Here is a 17,050-nt window from a genome sequence, read left to right as displayed (position 1 = left end):
GTATTGATTTTATTGAGTTTTTTACCTAGTGATACACATTCGATCGCGGCTTTGTGCCAGCTACGGAAACACCCCACAACACCCCCAGTCCTTTTCGAACAGGTTGCAGTGTGAAGTCTTAAATTGCCGTGGCACCGCCGTCCACCGCCAGGGCCTGACCGGTGGTGAAGGCCGCACCATCACTGCACAGGTACAACACCGCGCTGGCGATTTCCTCAACTTTGCCAATGCGCCCGACCGGGTGCATCGCTGCGGCAAATTCGGCCTTGCGCGGGTCAGCTTCATAGGCGCGGCGGAACATGTCGGTATCGATCACCGCCGGGCAGACCGCATTGACGCGGATTTTCTTTTTCGCGTACTCGATGGCTGCCGACTTCGTCAGGCCGATCACTGCATGCTTGGACGCCGCATAGATGCTCATTTTCGGCGCCGCGCCCAGCCCCGCCACCGACGCCGTGTTGACGATGGCGCCACCGCCCTGGGCCAGCAACAGCGGCAGTTGATACTTCATGCACAACCACACGCCCTTGACGTTGACCCCCATGATGGCATCGAACTCATCCAGACTGCCGTCAGCCAGCTTGCCCTTCTCGATCTCGATCCCGGCATTGTTGAAGGCATAGTTCAGGCGGCCGTAGGCGGCGACGGTCTGCGCCATCAATTGCTGCACATCCGCCTCCAAGGTGACGTTGCAGCGCACAAACAAGGCTTCGCCACCCGCTTGCTGAATCAACGCAACCGTACCCTCGCCGCCCGCCACATCGAGGTCGGCCACCACCACTTTCAAGCCTTCGGCGGCGAACGCCAACGCGGTCGCGCGGCCAATACCGGCGGCGGCGCCGGTCACCAGGGCAACCTGGCCGGAAAACGTCATGCTCATGGGGAATGTCCTTTGGGGGTTGATAGCCGTCGGGCGAGTCTAGTCAATCAGGGGAGCGACGCGTCAGCACTATCAGAAGGCCGGTTGGTGCTGCATGCGTCTGGGTGATAAGGCCACCGGGCTGACTATCAACCCCGTCTATCGGCAAGCATTCGCGTGGCTCGAACAACCTTGCTCACAGGCGGTTCCTTGTCTATCACTCATACTCCCCTTCTAAAGAGTTGCCGCCATGACTGCCCAGACCAACCGCCAGTTCCTGCTTGCCAAACGCCCGGTCGGCGCCGCCACGCGGGACACCTTCACCTTCCAGGAAGTCCCGGTAGGCACGCCGCAGGACGGGCAAGTGCTGGTGCACAACGAGTACCTGTCCCTCGACCCCGCCATGCGCGGCTGGATGAATGAGGGCAAGTCCTACATTCCACCTGTCGGCCTCGGCGAAGTGATGCGTGCATTGGGCGTAGGCAAGGTGATTGCCTCCAAGCACCCGAACTTTGCGGCCGGCGACTACGTCAACGGCGCCTTGGGCGTGCAGGATTACTTCCTGGGCGAGCCGCGCGGTTTCTATAAGGTCGACCCGAAACTCGCGCCCCTGCCGCGCTACCTGTCTGCGCTGGGCATGACCGGCATGACTGCCTACTTCGCGCTGCTGGACACCGGCGCACCCAAGCCCGGCGAGACTGTCGTGATCTCCGGCGCGGCCGGTGCGGTCGGCAGCATTGCCGGGCAGATCGCCAAACTCAAGGGCTGCCGCGTGGTGGGCATCGCCGGGGGCGCTGACAAGTGCAGGTTCCTGGTCGACGAACTGGGCTTCGATGCCGCCATCGACTACAAACACGAAGACGTACCCGCCGCCCTCAAGCGTGAGTGTCCCAAAGGCGTGGATGTGTACTTCGATAACGTTGGCGGCGACATTCTCGACGCGGTGCTCAGCCGCCTGGCGCTGAAGGCGCGGGTGGTGATTTGTGGGGCCATCAGCCAGTACAACAACAAGGAAGCCGTGAAAGGCCCGGCCAACTATCTGTCATTGCTGGTCAACCGCGCACGGATGGAAGGCTTTGTGGTGATGGATCACGCAGCGAACTTTGCCGCTGCCGGGCAGGAAATGGCCGGCTGGATGGCGCAGGGCAAGCTCAAGAGCAAGGAAGATATCGTTGAAGGGCTGGAGACGTTTCCCGAGACGTTGATGAAGCTGTTCAACGGCGAGAACTTCGGCAAGCTGGTGCTGAAGGTCAGCTGATAGATAAATGTGGGAGGGGGCTTGCTCCCGATGGCGGTGGATCAGCCAGTACATCTGTTGACTGTCACACCGCTATCGGGAGCAAGCCCCCTCCCACATTCAGTATCAGGCGATTTCGGCAACGACGGCTGCCAGCGCCTTGGCCGGATCGGCCGCCTGGCTGATCGGACGGCCAATCACCAGGTAGTCGGAACCGGCATCGAGCGCCTGGCGCGGCGTCAAAATACGGCGCTGGTCATCCTGAGCGCTGCCCGCCGGGCGGATCCCCGGGGTCACCAGTTGCAGCGTCGGGTGAGCGCTCTTGAGCGCCTGGGCCTCGAGGGCCGAGCAGACCAGGCCGTCGAGGCCGGCTTTTTGCGCCAGCGCGGCCAGGCGCAACACCTGCTCCTGCGGCTCGATGTCCAGGCCGATGCCGGCCAGGTCCTCGCGCTCCATGCTGGTCAGCACAGTCACGCCGATCAGCAGCGGTTTCGGCCCGCTGCGCTGTTCCAGCACTTCCCGGCAGGCGCTCATCATGCGCAGGCCGCCAGAGCAATGCACGTTGACCATCCACACGCCCATCTCGGCCGCTGCCTTGACCGCCATGGCGGTGGTATTGGGAATATCGTGGAATTTCAGGTCAAGAAACACTTCGAAGCCCTTGTCACGCAGGGTGCCGACGATTTCCGCCGCGCAACTGGTGAACAGTTCCTTGCCGACCTTGACCCGGCAAAGCGTGGGGTCCAACTGGTCAGCCAGCTTCAGTGCGGCGTCACGGGTGGGGTAATCCAGGGCGACGATGATAGGAGTCTGGCAGACGGGCATTGGAATGGGCTCTCAGGCAAGTCGAAATCGGCGCGGATTGTAGCGCAAGCGGCGCCGTTGCGGGATCCGATGATCGGTAAATACTGATTTCGGCGTTGATAGGCACCGGTTTACGGCAATTATTTCAACGCCGATACATTCACGACATGCGCCCAACACGCCCCACCGTTAGCCTCGCCGCATGACCGACCGTCCAGCACTTCCAGCCATGGGGCTGGGCGCCTATGCTGGCCGTAACAATCAGGTAGATGATCGCACTATGCAGACTCCTTCCGTCCCGGTAAACGACGAGCACCCAGGCGCGGTGATCGCCGACGACAAGCGCTGGAACACCCGTGCGCTGATCGTCGATGACGATGTGCCGATTCGTGAATTGCTGATCGATTACCTGGCGCGCTTCAATATTTTAGCCACGGGTGTGACCGACGGCGCGGCGATGCGCCTGGCCATGCAAGGCGAAACCTTCGATGTGGTGGTGCTCGACCTGATGCTGCCGGGCGAAGACGGCCTTACCTTGTGCCGCTGGCTGCGGGCTGAATCGGACATCCCGATCCTGATGCTCACCGCCCGCTGCGAGCCCACCGACCGTATCATCGGCCTGGAACTGGGCGCCGACGACTATATGTCCAAACCCTTCGAACCGCGCGAACTGGTGGCGCGTATCCAGACCATCCTGCGCCGTGTACGCGATGACCGTACCGAGCAGCGCGCCAACATCCGCTTCGACAACTGGCGCCTCAACAGTGTGTTGCGCCAATTGGTGGCCGACAATGGCCTGGTGGTGCCGCTGTCCAACGCCGAGTTCCGCCTGCTGTGGGTGTTCATCGAACGCCCGCGCCGCGTGTTGAGCCGCGAACAATTGCTGGATGCCGCACGCGGTCGCTCCATCGAAGCCTTCGATCGCAGCATCGACCTGCTGGTGTCGCGCCTGCGCCAGAAACTGGGCGACGACCCCAAGGCCCCCCGCTTGATCAAGACCGTGCGCGGCGAAGGCTATCTGTTCGACGCGCGGGATATCGGTTGATGCGCGCCACCTTCAATACCTTGTTCGGGCGGCTGTTCGGCGTGTTGCTGGTGGCCATCGTGCTGGCGCATGTGCTGGCGTTCTTCTGGTTCCATCATTACGGCCCACCGCCGCCACCGCCGCCGGAAACCTTCGTCGAACAGCCGGATGGCTCGATGAAGCCGTTGGCCAAGCATCAGCGACCCTGGTTCGGTGGCCCGGTGGTGCCGCTGACGTTTCAGTTCATCTCGCTGATCATCGCCGCCTGGTACGGCGCCAAGCTGTTGAGCCGGCCGATCCAGCGCCTGAGCGCGGCGGCCGAGCGTTTGAGCCTCGACCTCGACAGCCCGCCGCTGGACGAATCCGGGCCTCGCGAGGCACGCCAGGCCGCGTCAACCTTCAACCTGATGCAAAGGCGCATCCGCGAACAAGTCAGCCAGCGCGCACGCATGCTCGGGGCAGTCTCCCATGACCTGCGCACGCCGCTCTCCCGGCTGAAACTGCGCCTGGAACAGATCGAAGACACCAAGCTGCAAGGCCAGATGCGCCAGGACCTCAACGACATGATCGGCATGCTCGACGCCACCTTGAGCTACCTGCACGAACAGCGCACCAGCGAGACCCGCCACTGGCTCGACGTGCAGGCGCTGGTGGAATCGCTCAGCGAAAACGCCCAGGACCAGGGCAGCGATGTGCAGGTGTGCGGCACCTGCGCGCCCTTGCAGGTGCAGCCGATGGCGCTGCGTTCGTGCCTCAACAACCTGATCGACAATGCCCTGCGCTATGCCGGCTCGGCGCGCGTGGAACTGGCCGACAGCCGCGGCGCCCTGGTGATTCGGGTGATCGATCACGGCCCCGGCATCGCGGCCGATAAGCGCGAAGCGGTGTTCGAACCGTTCTTTCGCCTGGAGGGCTCGCGCAACCGTAATTCCGGCGGCGTCGGCCTGGGCATGACGATCGCCAAGGAAGCGGTCGAACGCCTCGGCGGCCACCTGAGCCTGGACGATACGCCAGGCGGCGGTTTGACCGCCGTAGTGTGGCTGCCGAGGGTTTAAAGCGGCTTGTCTTCGCGCCGCGCCTGGGCCTGGGTCGCGCTCCAGTCGGTCAACAAGCTGTAGGCCACCGCGAGCAAGGTCGGGCCGATAAACAGGCCGATAAAGCCGAACGCGATCAAGCCGCCGAATACGCCCAGCAGCACGATCACCAACGGCAGGTTGCCGCCACGGCTGATCAGGTAAGGCTTGAGCACGTTGTCGACGCCGCTGATGATGAAGGTGCCCCACACGCCAAGGAACACCGCGTAGGTGTAGTCACCCTTCCACGCCAACCAGGCCGTGGCCGGAATCCACACCAGCGGCGGGCCCATGGGAATCAGGCTGAGCAGGAAAGTGACGCCGCCCAGCAGCAACGCGCCAGGCACGCCGGCAATCAGGAAGCCGATCAGCGCCAGCACGGCCTGGGCGGCAGCCGTGCCGATCACGCCATTGACCACCCGCTGCACCGTACCGGCCACCAGCTCGATGTAATAGCTGGCGCGGTCGCCGATCAGGCGCTCCAGCAGACGGTGCACGAACATCGCCAGGCGCGGCCCGTCGCGGTAGAAAAAGAACACGAAGACCAGGCTCAAGGTCAGCTCGAGAATGCCGCCGCCGATTTGCGCACTGCGCGCCAGCAACCAATTGCCGACCTGGCCCAGGTAAGGCTTGATACTCAGCATCAGCGCCGCGCCCTGTTGGTCGATGCTGTCCCAGGTCGCCACCAGCCGCTCGCCGATAAGCGGGATCGAGCCCAGCCAGGTGGGCGCATTGGGCAAGCCGTCGACCTGGATATCCTTGATCAATACGACGGCATCGCGCACATGGTCCGCCAGGTTGAACCCCAGCCACACCAGCGGCAGCGCGACCAGCAACATCCAGCCCAATGTCAGGATACCGGCCGCCAGTGATTCGCGACCGCCCAGCCCACGGGTCAGCAGTACCATCAGCGGCCAACTGGCAAACGCCAGCACCGCGCCCCAGAACAGCGCCGACCAGAACGGCGCCATGACCCAGAAGCTGGCACCGAACAGCACCAGCAGCAGGATTTGCACCAGCAGGCGATCGTTATTGAGCATCGGGTATCTCGAAAAGAGTCATGTAGGAAGACAGCTTAGGCGAACGGCGCGGGTCCGTTCGCCCTGTGGCGCTTAGCGTATCAGATGCACATGCAGGCCTTCAGCCTTGCCTGTGCCGGTTTCCAGGCGCGCGGCGCGCACGCCACTGTCAATCAGGCCCTGGCGCCAGGCTTCGGCGCTGGGCCCGGTCAGGCTGACGCGCAGGTTGGTGTCGAGGTTCAGCCCACGGGAAATCAAGGTCAACCAGGTGGCGTCGGGCTCGGCGCCCAATGCAGGAAAGTCCAGCTCGCCGGTGCTTTTGAGCTCACGCAACAGCGTTGCCGACGTGGGCAGAAGAGTGCCCAGCGGCGTGCTGGCATCCAGTTGCTCGACATGCAGATAGGCGCGTCGATTGCCACGGGTAATGCCGTACAGCGCCACCAGCGAGTTGTCCTGTGGGGCCGCCAGGCGCAAAAGCAGGTACTCCTGCTGGCCATCGGCCCCCACCAGCTTGGCGTTGCCGAACACCTCGTTGGCCCACAGGCTGCTTTCGCCACAATCGCGGGCCTGGCACCAGAACAACAGCTGCGCGCCCTGAGCCTGCAAGGCTTCGCGAGTGGCGGTAAAGGCGGCGCTGGAGCTGTGCTCGGCAGGCAATTCGTAGGTGATCGCGGTGGTTGGACCGCGTGCGGTGGCCTGGGCTTCGGAGCGCAATTGACCGCTGATCTTGCGGATCGCACCCATGGGGTAGATGCGCTCCTTTTCTTCAGCAGGGCGATAGTCGACGATCTGCGCGTCCACCTGGCGGGCGATGGCCGGTAAGTCCTGGCTTCCCGCTACATCGGCAGCGAACACCAGCGGGCTGAAACAGCACAGCCCAAAGGCACGGATACAGCCTTTACCCAGGCTCATCGGATCGATGAGCCGTGGCCATGGAGGGTCGCAGCGGTTTCAAGATGGTTCATGGTTGACTCCCTTTCAATCCGCCCAGCCTCGGCAGTTGACCGCGCCAAGTCAAGGCGCGGAGAAGAACCGATTGAAACAGTCTGCAACAAGAACCGCACCGGGCTCGTCATTCAGGTGCAAATGATGGCCACCCGGCAGCGTCGTCACGGTAAAGGGCAGCTGTGAAAGCAATTCGGAATGTTTCGCCAACAGGCCGTCAGCCGCGACCACCAGCTGTGTAGGGCAACTCACGCGTCGTACGAACGCCATGGCTTGTTCATCGGTCAGGCGCATCGGTGATGCCAGGGTCAGGCGACTGTCGCTGCGCCAGGTATAGCCACCCGGCACCGGCATCAAACCGCGCTGGGCCAGCAGTTCGGCGGCTTCGCGGCTGACCGCGACGAGGCCCTGCATGCGTGCCTCGACTGCCCGGTCCAGGCTGGCATAGACCGGCTTGCGCTTGCCCTGCAGGCTCAATTGCGCCTGCAATGCCATGCCCAGCCGCTCGGCCGCGTTCTCGCCGCGGGCGGTCGGCGGGATCACCCCGTCGATCAGCCCCAGGTGCGTTACGCGCTCCGGTAAGGCTCCGGCCAGCACCAGGGAAACGATGGCGCCGAGGGAATGGCCAAGTAATGCAAAACGTTGCCAGCCCAGTTGCTCGGCCACTTGCAACACATCGTGGACGTAATCCCACACGGCGTAACCGGCCCCGGCCGGACGATGTGCCGAGTGCCCGTGCCCGGCCATATCCAGCGCGACGATGCGCAAACCCTGCAGCTTCGGCGCCAGGCGCGCAAAGCTGTTGGCGTTGTCCAGCCAACCGTGCAGGGCGATGACCGGCAAGCCGTCTTCAGGCCCGAACAGATGCGCCGCCAGCTCGATATGCGGCAGGCTCAGGCGTACTTCTTCCACGGGCGCGCTCATGCGCAACTGCGCTCACGGGCCTGCCAGCGGGTAAACAGGTGCTTGATCAAGGTCGCGGTGTCCTGGGGTCGCTCAAGGGGGAACATATGGCCGCCGGGCATGGTGAGCATCTCACCCATGGGCAGGCGACCTACGCCGCTGACATGATGGCGCATCACCACACGGCTCTGCTGGCCGCGCACCACCGCCAGCGGCACTTTCAACTGGCGCACCTGGCCGGGGCTGGTGTGAGGCACGCCCCGATAGATGCTGATTTCCGTCGCGGGGTCGAAACGCAGACGCAGACGGTCGCCCACTGGCAGCAGACCATGTTGCAGATACGCCTCGAAACACTCGGGGTCGAAACCGCGAAACAGGGTCTTGCCGGCGAAGTAAGCGCGCGCGGCCTCCAGGTCGGTGAATTCTTCACGACGGCCCAGGGTGCGTCCGGCCGGGGTCAGGCGGTCGATGAAACCAAAGCGTTTGGCGGCGCGAATCACCCAGCGATCCGCGCGGGTCAACACCGGCGAGTCCAGCATCACCACGCCACGGTACAGCTGCGGGCAGCGCATGGCGGCGTGCAAATGCAAGACCCCGCCCAGGGAATGGCCGACGCCCCACACCGGCTCCGGTTGCTGCTGCAGATGGTGGATCAGTTCATCTACCAGGTTCTGCCAGTTATCGTCCACCGGGAACCTGGGATCGTGGCCGTGCTGCGGCAAATGCCCCACCGTATATTCGGGAGCCAGGGCCGCGAACAACTTGCCGTAGGTGGCCGACGGGAAGCCATTGGCGTGGGCGAAAAACACATGCTGCGACATAGCGGCGCGCTCTTCAGGAACAGAGGTTGATTGTCACCATGCCTGGCGTTCACGGCAATGACCGTAACCGCCAGGAATGATGACACTCACGCCATGTCTATCGCGCCGGAGGCTGTTCGCCCAGGGGTACCACGGCCACGGTCAGGCGCGATACGCAACTGGCCTTGCCCTCGTCGTTGGTCAAGCGGATGTCCCACACCTGGGTCGTGCGGCCGATATGAATGGCCCTGGCCACCGCCGTGACGCGCCCGCTGCGCACACCGCGCAGGTGATTGGCGTTGACCTCCAGGCCCACGCAATAGAACTTGCTCGCATCGACGCACAGGTAGGCCGCCACGGAGCCCAGGCTTTCGGCCAGTACTACGGAGGCGCCGCCATGCAACAGGCCGTAGGGCTGATGGGTGCGGTGATCGACTACCATGCTGGCGGTGATGGATTCGTCGTCAAAGCTTTCGAAGCGAATATCCAGCAATTCACCGATAGTGTTTTTCTGGCTCGCGTTGAGCTGTTCGATATTCGGTTGCGTGCGCCACAGGCTCATGGGACTGTCCTTATTGGTTTTATTACGATCCTAATCCTGCCACACAACGGCATTCCAGATAAGCGCTATAGCTTATGGATTTTCAACGCTGACCAGGCTCATCAACCCTGCCAATGGGAAGTCACCCTCCAACAGCGCGAGGCTGGCGGTATGCATCGGCTGCGGCTGGCGCGAGTGACCGTGCTGCAAAAAGCTGATCAGGTTGCCCACCAGCGGCTGATGGCTGACCAGCAGCACGTTGTCATCGGTATCGAGTTTTTCCAGCACCTGCGCCGGGCTGCCCTCTGGCGTCAGCCACGGCACCGTGCAGACCGGCGGCTCGAAACCCAACGCCTCGCGCACCAACTGCGCCGTCTGCTGCGCCCTCGCATAAGGGCTGGCAATGATGGCACTGAGCGGCTGGCCGATCAGGTGCGCTGCACTGCGCAACACTTCAGCCCGGCCGTGCTCGGTGAGGTTGCGCTCGGCGTCAGTTGGCGCATGAGCTTGGGCTTGCCCGTGGCGCAGGATCCACAATTTCATAGCTTGGGCTCTTCATCACGCACCGGGTGCGGTGCTGGCGGCACGCTATGGGCGGCTTCGCCTTCCGGTGCACGCGGGGTTGGCCAATCAGCGAACGGCCAGGGTTTTTGCTCGGTGTGGAAGCTGCCGAAGCGACCGATCTGCGCAAGGAACTGGCTGAGGCTGTCGCCAACGTTCATCAGGCTCAGGTTCGGTGCGCCGTAGATCAACCGGTAGATCAGTTGCACCACCACCAAGGCGCCGAGTACGAACTGCGCCACCTGCCACACCAGGGCAAATACCAGCATCCACAGGATGCGCAGCACAATGGACTCATACTTGGGGGCTGCTTTCGAATCGTTCATGCCGTGTTCCTCAGTTGAAACCGCTGGTGGAAATAAAGTCGACATCGGTTTTCGGCTCGGCGCGCATCAGCAGCTCGATGACCTGGTTCAAGGTGCGCCCTTCAAACAGGATCGCGTGCAGCCCGGCAACCAGCGGCATGTACACCCCGACTTCCTGGGCCTTGGCCTTGAGCACCTTGAGGGTGTTGACGCCTTCGGCCACTTCGCCCAGACGGGTCACGGCCTCTTCCAGGCTCAACCCCTGGCCCAGCGCGAACCCGACCTGATAGTTACGGCTTTTCGGCGACGAGCAGGTGACGATCAGGTCGCCGACGCCCGCCAGGCCCAGGAAGGTCATCGGGTTGGCGCCCTGATTCACGGCGAAACGAGTCATCTCCGCCAGGGCGCGGGTAATCAGCATGCTCTTGGTGTTTTCGCCCATCCCCAAGGCCACGGCCATGCCGGCGATGATGGCGTAGACGTTCTTCAACGCACCGCCCAGTTCGACGCCGAACCGGTCGGCACTCGCGTAGACGCGGAAGGTGCGACCGTGCAGCACCGCCTGGACGCGCTCGCACAGTTGCTCGTCTTCACTGGCGACCACCGTGGCGGTCAGCGCATGCTCGGCCACTTCCCGCGCCAGGTTCGGCCCGGACAGCACGCCAATGCGCGCCTGGGGGGCGATCTCCTGGAGGATTTCGCTCATCAGCTTGAATGTCTGCGCCTCGATACCCTTGGTCAGGCTGACCAGCAGCTTGCCCGCCAGGCGTTCGGCGTGGGGCGCCAGCACCGAGCGCAAGGCGCTGGAAGGCAGCGCGACAAAGCACAGGTCGCAGGCCGTGAGGGTTGCCAACAAATCGGTAACGGGTTCGACCGCCGGATGAATCTTGATGCCTTTAAGGTAACGCGGGTTTTCCCGATGCACGCGAATGGCCTCGGCCTGCTCGGGATCACGCATCCACTGGCGCACGGCGTGGCCGTTCTCGGCCAGCAGGTTAGCCACGGCGGTACCAAAACTTCCGCCTCCCAGGACCGCGATAGGGCGCTGTTCAGTCATATGCAATCCGTTAATCCATACCAGTGGCGATGGCGGCATTATACGGGGCGACCTGCTTGCGGCCAGCCCCCGTGTGAATTCGTGCGCTTGTCGGAAAATGCCACACTTGAATGAAGTTATTGCAGGTCTCACGACTGGCAAAAGGCCTCACCTCAGTTAACATGGGCGGCTATCCGCAATTATCAAGGCCGCGCCGTGTACCTGGGCCCTCCTCCCCGCTCATCCCTGCTGTTGATGCTGCCGTTGACCCTGGCGTGCAGCGCCAGTGCGTCGGCCGACGATCTGTTCCTCGACAGCCAACCGCTGCCGCAGGTATTGACCGCCACCCGTCTCAAGCAATCGGCCGCGGCCGTACCCGGCAGCATGACCGTGATCGACAGCGAGTTGATCAAGACCAGCGGTGCGCGTGACATTGCCGAGCTGTTGCGCCTGGTGCCCGGGATGATGGTCGGCTACACCACCGGCAATCAGGCGGCGGTGAACTACCACGGTACCAGCGCCAGCGATGCACGGCGCATGCAGGTCTTGATCGACGGACGCTCGGTGTACCGCGCAGGCCTGGCCACGGTGGACTGGAGCGATATTCCAGTGGCCATGGAAGACATCGAGCGCATCGAGGTGTTTCGTGGTCCCAATACCGTCAGCTACGGCGCCAATGCGCTGATGGCGGTGGTCAATATCCTCACCCGTTCACCGGCCAACAGCCAGGGCACGCGGGTGAAGGTCATACGCGGTGAACGCGGGATCAACGATGTCTATGCCAGCCAGGGCGTGGGCTGGGACACCGGCGACTTGCGCCTGTCGCTGTCCGGGCAACAGGACGATGGTTTTGATAGCGATGCCGCCGGTGCCGACCGCCGAGACAGCCGCCGCCTCAGCCGTTTCAGCCTGGCCGTCAGCCAGACGTTGAATGCGCAACAAAGCATCGACTGGCAGTTGGATGCCAAGGAAGGCACCAATCAGCGTCCCTATACCTACACTCCGGTGTTCGCCGGGATTACCGAAGGCGGCACCAATTCCGACGTCACCGCCAAGGACTACGCGGGTTCAATGCGCTGGAATTTCGACTTCAACCCCGACCACAGCCTGTATATCCAGGGGTCGGCCCAGCAATGGAACCGTCGGCAGATCTGGAAAGCCTGTGACGCCAAGGTCTCGTTCAGCCCTGAACTGACCCAGCTGTGGCAGCTCAACCCCAACTACGCCGAAAAACTGGCGCGGCACATGGATCAGTTCAGCCAGGGTAGCGCCCCGCCCGGCAGCGCCGCCGAACAGGCGCTGGGCAACCAGGTACTGGACCAATGGCGCAACGGCGCCAGCCAAAGCGTGTGCGGCGATATCGACCAAAGCACCCAGGAAAGCCGCTACGACCTGGAGTTGCAAGACACCCTCAGCCTCTCCGACAGCCTGCGCCTGGTCAGCGGAATGAATTACCGCTACGACCGCGCCGACTCCGACACCTACTTCAACGGAACGCTGGACGACACCACCTGGCGCCTGTTCGGCCACCTGGAATGGCGCGCCAGCGAACATTGGCTGCTGCAAGGCGGCGCAATGTACGAAGACACCCACTTGAGCGGTAACTCGCTGACACCCCGCGTGGCGGTCAACTACCTGATCAACCCGCGCCACGGCCTGCGGGCGGTGTACTCCGAGGCGATCCGTTCACCGGACATGTTCGAGAACAACGTCAACTGGAGCTACCGCGTCACCAACCTCAGTTCGCCGGTGTATGGGCAGAATTCCGGGCAATATTTTGTGGTAACACGCGGCCCGGGCAATCTCGATAAAGAGTTGATGCGCTCGCGCGAACTGGGCTACAACGGCTTCTTTGCCGACCTCGGGTTGAATGTCGACGTGAAGCTGTTCTATGACGAAATCACCGACATGATCAGCTCGCCGTTGCGCAACAACCAATACATCGCCAGCAACGCCAACAGCTCGCGCTTTACCGGTGCCGAATCCCAATTCGACTGGCGCGTGAGCAACGCCGACCGCCTGCGCCTGACCTACGCTTACGTCGACGCGAGCACCAGCAACCCACTCGACAAGGCGCAGACCGCACGTAACAGCGGCTCGGCCGGCTGGTTGCGCGAATGGGGCCACGGCTGGTCCAGCGCCTTGTTCTACTATGGTGACGACGCACTCAACGAGTATCGCTTCGAACGGGTCGACCTGCGGGTGGCCAAGCGCATTGCCCTGGGCAAAACCAACGTGGAGCTGGCTGGCATGCTGCAACAACGCCTCGATAACCAGCCGACCACCTGGCCCGACAACCATTACGACCATCGCCATGTGCTCTACTTCAGCGCGCAGTTAGAGTTCTGACATGGGCGACCCGTCACGGATGACCCTCCCTGTCGTTTCAAGGCTGTGGCGCAAAGGCTTGCTGCTGGTGTGCCTGCTGTTCACGAGGCCCGTGTGGAGCGCGGAAATCCTGCTGACCGCCGCCGAGGACGGTGCCGGCGTCCAAGCCTTTACACAGGCCCTCGCGCAGCAGCGCCCCGAAGACCATGTCTCCTTCACCCTGCTGCAAAACCTGCCGGCGCCGAGCCAGTTGCCCGCCACTACCCGCCTGATCCTGCTCGACCTGCCCGGCCTCGACTGGCGCTTGCAGGACAGCCAGGGCCCGCCGACCCTGGTGCTGCGCATCAGCCGTCTGCAAGCCCAGCAACGCCTGGGTGGCGCGCACCCGGCAAAAATCAGCCTGTTGTGGAGCGATCCGCCGCTGACGCGCCAGTTGCGCCTGATCGCCAGCATCGTGCCCCAGGCCCGGCGCATCGGTGTGCTTTACGGTGCCGACAGCGAATTCCTGCTGCCTGAGCTTGACCGGTACGCGGCGCCGCTGGGCCTGGAAATCGTGCCGCAACGCTGGGACAACACCAATGACAGCCGCCCCCTGCAAGCCCTGTTCAAGAACAGTGACGTGCTGCTGGGCCTGGACGATCCGCAACTGTACAACCCTAAAACAGCCAAAAACCTGTTATTGAGCAGCTATGCCCAGCAATTGCCGTTGGTGGGGCCCAATGCCGGGTTTGTCCGCGCTGGGAGCCTGGCCAGCACCTACAGCGACCAGCCTGACTGGCTCGCGGTACTCGATCGGCTGCTGGACCACCCGCCGGCCAACTGGCCGCGCACGCTCTACCCGGAACACTTCAAAGTGGTGGGCAACCCGCAAGTCGCGCGCTCACTGGGCATCGAACAGGTCGACGAAGCTGCCGTCGCCGCCCGCTTGGCCGAAGGAGACAGACGCCCATGACCTTGCGCCGTCGCTGGGACATCAACACCCGCACCCAGCTCATTACCCTGGGGCCCGCGCTGTTGCTGACCTTGCTGTTGATCAGCTTCTTTACCTTCGTGCGTATCCAGGACTTGCGCCAGGAGCTGGACCACACCGGCCAGTTGATCGCCAACCAACTGGCGCCGGCCACCGAGTACGGCGTTATTTCCGGCAACAACGAGGTGCTCGACACCCTGTTGCGCGCGACGCTGGCTACCCCGCACGTGCGTTTCCTGGAGATTCAGGACAGCGCCGAGAACATTCTGGTGTACGTGGAGCAGCCGTCGGAGAAACACGACCGCTCACTGTCGGTGAAGGTGTTCCAGGCACCGATCCGCTTGCAACATATCCAGTTGGGCAATGACTTTTTCCAGGACAACCTCAACGAACCCACAGCGCCGCGCGCGGATTACCTGGGCCGAGTGATCGTCGGGATGTCCAACGATGCGTTCAGCCAGCGCCAGCAGGAAATCCTGTTCAAGGCCGGCATCCTGGCGCTGTTCGCGCTGTTGTTCACCTGCCTGCTGGCGCGACGCCTGGCCGCCAGCCTGTCGCAGCCGATCAGCGCCATGGGGAACGCGGTGAAGGCTATCCAGCAGGGTGACTACAAGACACCGCTGCCGATTGTCGATGACTCCGAACTGGGCGATCTGGCGCGGCACATCAACAACCTGGCCGCCGGCCTCAACCAGGCCAGCCGTGAACAACAGCAGGCCATGGCTCAACTGATCCAGACCCGCGAAGAAGCCGAGCGCGCGAACAATGCCAAGTCGGACTTCCTGGCGATGATGAGCCATGAGCTGCGCACGCCCATGAATGGCGTGCTGGGCATGCTGCAACTGCTGGAAACCACCGAGATGACCGAAGAACAGGCCGAGTACGCGGCGCTGGCCTCCGAGTCCACCGAGCACCTGCTCAAGGTGATCAATGACATCCTCGATTTTTCACGTATCGAGCGGGCCGCGCTGGAGTTGGAACATATTTCCTTCAACCTGGCTGAACTGATCAGCAGTTGCGCCCAGGCGTTCCAGCACAGTGCGCAGCAACGCGGGCTGGCCCTGGAGCTGCCGATTCCATCGGGCATGGAAGCCCTGCGGGTGCGCGGTGATCCGACGCGTATCCGGCAGATTCTGGTGAACCTGATCGGCAATGCCTTGAAGTTCACCGAGCACGGCACGGTACACGTGCAGCCCCACTGGCAAACCCTCGACCATGAACTGGTGTGGTTCACCTGCACCGTGCGCGACAGTGGTATCGGCATTTCCGCCGAGCGCCTGGAATTGATGTTCGACGCGTTCCAGCAGGCCGACAGTTCCATTTCAAGACGTTACGGCGGCACCGGCCTCGGCCTGCCGATTGCCCGTACGCTGGCCGAACGCATGGGTGGCACCCTGCGCGCCCAGAGCGAAGAAGGCCGGGGCTCCGTGTTCACCCTGGAAATTCCGCTGGCTATCGATCAACAGAGCCTGCCCGCCATCGCCGAGGACGCCGTGGGTAAAACCAGTGCAGGCGACGGGCGGCATATACTGCTGGTGGAAGACAACCCGGTTAATCGTACCGTGGTCGAGGCCATGCTGCGCAGCCTGGGCTTCGAAGTCAGCCTGGCCACCGATGGCGCCGAGGCGATCCGCAGCGCCGAAAGCCTGATTTTCACGGCCATCCTGATGGATTGCCGCCTGCCATTGATCGACGGCTACGAGGCCACCCGGCGCATCCGCCAGCTGCCGGGCTGCGCCGATCTGCCGATTATCGCCCTGACCGCCAACGCCTTGCAGGGCGACCGCGAAGCCTGTCTGGCAGCCGGAATGAACGATTACCTGGCCAAACCGTTCAAACGCACGGATTTGCAGCAAATCCTACAGCGCTGGGTACATTAGCTGTCGCGTTCAAGCCAAGTCCGACTGGCGTGGAAGACGAAAGTGCGGCAGTCTTAGGCACCCGAACGGACCGATAAACAGGTCCGGTTTAACATTTCAGTGAACAAGTGTACATTGAGTACCTTGCCGCTGTGACTTTCACTACAACGCAATAGTCTATGTGTAGGCTACCGCTATGAGGCATGAACGCTTCATTCGGTTCGGGAAGATTTGCCCTACCCTGCCGCATGGGATTATTGAGGAGCTCGCATGACCAAACAAAACGCCTTTACTCGGGAAGACCTGCTGCGCTGCAGTCGCGGTGAGCTGTTCGGCCCAGGTAACGCGCAACTGCCCGCCCCGAACATGCTGATGGTGGATCGCATCACCCATATCAGCGAAGAGGGTGGCAAGTACGGCAAAGGTGAATTGGTCGCCGAGCTGGATATCACCCCTGACCTGTGGTTCTTCGCCTGCCACTTCGAAGGAGACCCGGTGATGCCGGGCTGCCTGGGCCTCGATGCCATGTGGCAACTGGTCGGCTTCTACCTGGGCTGGCAAGGCCTGCCGGGTCGCGGTCGCGCCCTGGGTTCGGGCGAAGTGAAGTTCTTTGGCCAGGTCCTGCCGACCGCCAAGAAAGTCACCTACAACATTCAAATCAAGCGCGTCCTCAAGGGCAAGCTGAACCTGGCCATTGCCGACGGTTCGGTGACTGTCGACGGTCGCGAGATCTATACTGCCGAAGGCCTTCGGGTCGGCGTATTCACTTCCACTGACAACTTTTAA

The 17,050-nt window shown here is 62.8% G+C and carries 17 protein-coding genes; 7 read left to right on the top strand and 10 right to left on the bottom strand.

Annotated elements, in window-relative coordinates:
• Positions 1–118: 118 nt before the first annotated feature.
• Positions 119–880: an SDR family oxidoreductase gene (locus C4J89_RS08875; protein WP_124414262.1), complete on the bottom strand. Its 762-nt coding sequence runs from the start codon at positions 878–880 to the stop codon at positions 119–121.
• A 229-nt stretch (positions 881–1,109) separates the two neighbouring features.
• On the opposite strand from C4J89_RS08875, the gene C4J89_RS08870 reads away from it, so the two are divergent.
• On the top strand, positions 1,110–2,117 hold the full coding sequence (locus C4J89_RS08870; protein WP_124414261.1) for an NADP-dependent oxidoreductase: 1,008 nt from the start codon (positions 1,110–1,112) through the stop codon (positions 2,115–2,117).
• Between the two features lie 105 nt (positions 2,118–2,222).
• Here C4J89_RS08870 and pyrF read toward each other — a convergent pair whose 3' ends face one another.
• On the bottom strand, positions 2,223–2,921 hold the full coding sequence (gene pyrF / locus C4J89_RS08865; RefSeq protein WP_124362006.1) for an orotidine-5'-phosphate decarboxylase: 699 nt from the start codon (positions 2,919–2,921) through the stop codon (positions 2,223–2,225).
• Positions 2,922–3,180: 259 nt separating this feature from the next.
• On the opposite strand from pyrF, the gene C4J89_RS08860 reads away from it, so the two are divergent.
• Together C4J89_RS08860 and C4J89_RS08855 are read left to right on the top strand one after the other, a co-directional pair.
• Positions 3,181–3,945: a response regulator gene (locus C4J89_RS08860; RefSeq protein WP_124414260.1), complete on the top strand. Its 765-nt coding sequence runs from the start codon at positions 3,181–3,183 to the stop codon at positions 3,943–3,945.
• Positions 3,945–4,979: a HAMP domain-containing sensor histidine kinase gene (locus tag C4J89_RS08855; RefSeq protein ID WP_124362004.1), complete on the top strand. Its 1,035-nt coding sequence runs from the start codon at positions 3,945–3,947 to the stop codon at positions 4,977–4,979. The genes C4J89_RS08860 and C4J89_RS08855 overlap by 1 nt, the downstream gene beginning before the upstream one ends.
• Here C4J89_RS08855 and C4J89_RS08850 read toward each other — a convergent pair.
• From C4J89_RS08850 to C4J89_RS08815, 8 genes are all read right to left on the bottom strand, one after another.
• Positions 4,976–6,037 (bottom strand): AI-2E family transporter, encoded by a 1,062-nt coding sequence (locus tag C4J89_RS08850; RefSeq protein WP_124362003.1) that lies wholly within the window; start codon positions 6,035–6,037, stop codon positions 4,976–4,978. The genes C4J89_RS08855 and C4J89_RS08850 overlap by 4 nt on opposite strands.
• A 72-nt stretch (positions 6,038–6,109) precedes the next feature.
• Positions 6,110–6,928 carry a DUF4892 domain-containing protein gene (locus C4J89_RS08845; protein ID WP_124362002.1) on the bottom strand — a complete coding sequence of 273 codons (819 nt, stop codon included), beginning with the start codon at positions 6,926–6,928 and terminating at the stop codon, positions 6,110–6,112.
• Between the two features lie 102 nt (positions 6,929–7,030).
• Positions 7,031–7,885, bottom strand: a complete 855-nt coding sequence (locus C4J89_RS08840; RefSeq protein ID WP_124414259.1) for an alpha/beta hydrolase — start codon at positions 7,883–7,885, stop codon at positions 7,031–7,033.
• Entirely contained in the window at positions 7,882–8,685 is an 804-nt protein-coding gene (locus C4J89_RS08835) for an alpha/beta fold hydrolase (RefSeq protein ID WP_124362000.1), read from the bottom strand. Before C4J89_RS08835 ends, C4J89_RS08840 begins: the two co-directional genes overlap by 4 nt.
• A gap of 97 nt (positions 8,686–8,782) precedes the next feature.
• Complete coding sequence (locus C4J89_RS08830; RefSeq protein WP_124361999.1) at positions 8,783–9,226, bottom strand: hotdog fold thioesterase; 444 nt, start codon at positions 9,224–9,226, stop codon at positions 8,783–8,785.
• 72 nt (positions 9,227–9,298) lie between these two features.
• Entirely contained in the window at positions 9,299–9,748 is a 450-nt protein-coding gene (gene sixA, locus C4J89_RS08825) for a phosphohistidine phosphatase SixA (protein ID WP_124361998.1), read from the bottom strand.
• Positions 9,745–10,092 (bottom strand): DUF4389 domain-containing protein, encoded by a 348-nt coding sequence (locus C4J89_RS08820; protein WP_124361997.1) that lies wholly within the window; start codon positions 10,090–10,092, stop codon positions 9,745–9,747. Before C4J89_RS08820 ends, sixA begins: the two co-directional genes overlap by 4 nt.
• A 10-nt stretch (positions 10,093–10,102) precedes the next feature.
• Entirely contained in the window at positions 10,103–11,128 is a 1,026-nt protein-coding gene (locus tag C4J89_RS08815; protein WP_124361996.1) for an NAD(P)H-dependent glycerol-3-phosphate dehydrogenase, read from the bottom strand.
• Between the two features lie 195 nt (positions 11,129–11,323).
• Here C4J89_RS08815 and C4J89_RS08810 point away from each other — a divergent pair, with 195 nt between their 5' ends.
• The 4 genes from C4J89_RS08810 to fabA all read left to right on the top strand — a co-directional run bounded on the left by C4J89_RS08810 (position 11,324) and on the right by fabA (position 17,050).
• Positions 11,324–13,456: a TonB-dependent siderophore receptor gene (locus tag C4J89_RS08810; RefSeq protein ID WP_124414258.1), complete on the top strand. Its 2,133-nt coding sequence runs from the start codon at positions 11,324–11,326 to the stop codon at positions 13,454–13,456.
• A 1-nt stretch (position 13,457) separates the two neighbouring features.
• Entirely contained in the window at positions 13,458–14,387 is a 930-nt protein-coding gene (locus C4J89_RS08805; protein WP_124414257.1) for an ABC transporter substrate-binding protein, read from the top strand.
• Entirely contained in the window at positions 14,384–16,285 is a 1,902-nt protein-coding gene (locus C4J89_RS08800) for an ATP-binding protein (RefSeq protein ID WP_124414256.1), read from the top strand. The genes C4J89_RS08805 and C4J89_RS08800 overlap by 4 nt, the downstream gene beginning before the upstream one ends.
• Before the next feature lie 249 nt (positions 16,286–16,534).
• Entirely contained in the window at positions 16,535–17,050 is a 516-nt protein-coding gene (gene fabA, locus C4J89_RS08795; protein ID WP_003210552.1) for a 3-hydroxyacyl-[acyl-carrier-protein] dehydratase FabA, read from the top strand.

This window comes from Pseudomonas sp. R4-35-07, assembly GCF_003852235.1.
Taxonomy (GTDB): domain Bacteria; phylum Pseudomonadota; class Gammaproteobacteria; order Pseudomonadales; family Pseudomonadaceae; genus Aquipseudomonas.
This window is presented reverse-complemented; position numbering and strand designations above follow the sequence as displayed.

Bases quoted from the DNA above. Each gene is read 5' to 3' on its own strand.
- C4J89_RS08835 (WP_124362000.1), bottom strand. From the start codon at position 8,685: ATGTCGCAGCATGTGTTTTTCGCCCACGCCAATGGCTTCCCGTCGGCC.
- C4J89_RS08820 (WP_124361997.1), bottom strand. From the start codon at position 10,092: ATGAACGATTCGAAAGCAGCCCCCAAGTATGAGTCCATTGTGCTGCGC.
- C4J89_RS08830 (WP_124361999.1), bottom strand. From the start codon at position 9,226: ATGAGCCTGTGGCGCACGCAACCGAATATCGAACAGCTCAACGCGAGC.
- C4J89_RS08800 (WP_124414256.1), top strand. From the start codon at position 14,384: ATGACCTTGCGCCGTCGCTGGGACATCAACACCCGCACCCAGCTCATT.
- C4J89_RS08855 (WP_124362004.1), top strand. From the start codon at position 3,945: ATGCGCGCCACCTTCAATACCTTGTTCGGGCGGCTGTTCGGCGTGTTG.
- pyrF (WP_124362006.1), bottom strand. From the start codon at position 2,921: ATGCCCGTCTGCCAGACTCCTATCATCGTCGCCCTGGATTACCCCACC.
- C4J89_RS08840 (WP_124414259.1), bottom strand. From the start codon at position 7,885: ATGAGCGCGCCCGTGGAAGAAGTACGCCTGAGCCTGCCGCATATCGAG.
- C4J89_RS08875 (WP_124414262.1), bottom strand. From the start codon at position 880: ATGAGCATGACGTTTTCCGGCCAGGTTGCCCTGGTGACCGGCGCCGCC.
- sixA (WP_124361998.1), bottom strand. From the start codon at position 9,748: ATGAAATTGTGGATCCTGCGCCACGGGCAAGCCCAAGCTCATGCGCCA.
- fabA (WP_003210552.1), top strand. From the start codon at position 16,535: ATGACCAAACAAAACGCCTTTACTCGGGAAGACCTGCTGCGCTGCAGT.
- C4J89_RS08805 (WP_124414257.1), top strand. From the start codon at position 13,458: ATGGGCGACCCGTCACGGATGACCCTCCCTGTCGTTTCAAGGCTGTGG.
- C4J89_RS08845 (WP_124362002.1), bottom strand. From the start codon at position 6,928: ATGAGCCTGGGTAAAGGCTGTATCCGTGCCTTTGGGCTGTGCTGTTTC.
- C4J89_RS08860 (WP_124414260.1), top strand. From the start codon at position 3,181: ATGCAGACTCCTTCCGTCCCGGTAAACGACGAGCACCCAGGCGCGGTG.
- C4J89_RS08870 (WP_124414261.1), top strand. From the start codon at position 1,110: ATGACTGCCCAGACCAACCGCCAGTTCCTGCTTGCCAAACGCCCGGTC.
- C4J89_RS08850 (WP_124362003.1), bottom strand. From the start codon at position 6,037: ATGCTCAATAACGATCGCCTGCTGGTGCAAATCCTGCTGCTGGTGCTG.
- C4J89_RS08815 (WP_124361996.1), bottom strand. From the start codon at position 11,128: ATGACTGAACAGCGCCCTATCGCGGTCCTGGGAGGCGGAAGTTTTGGT.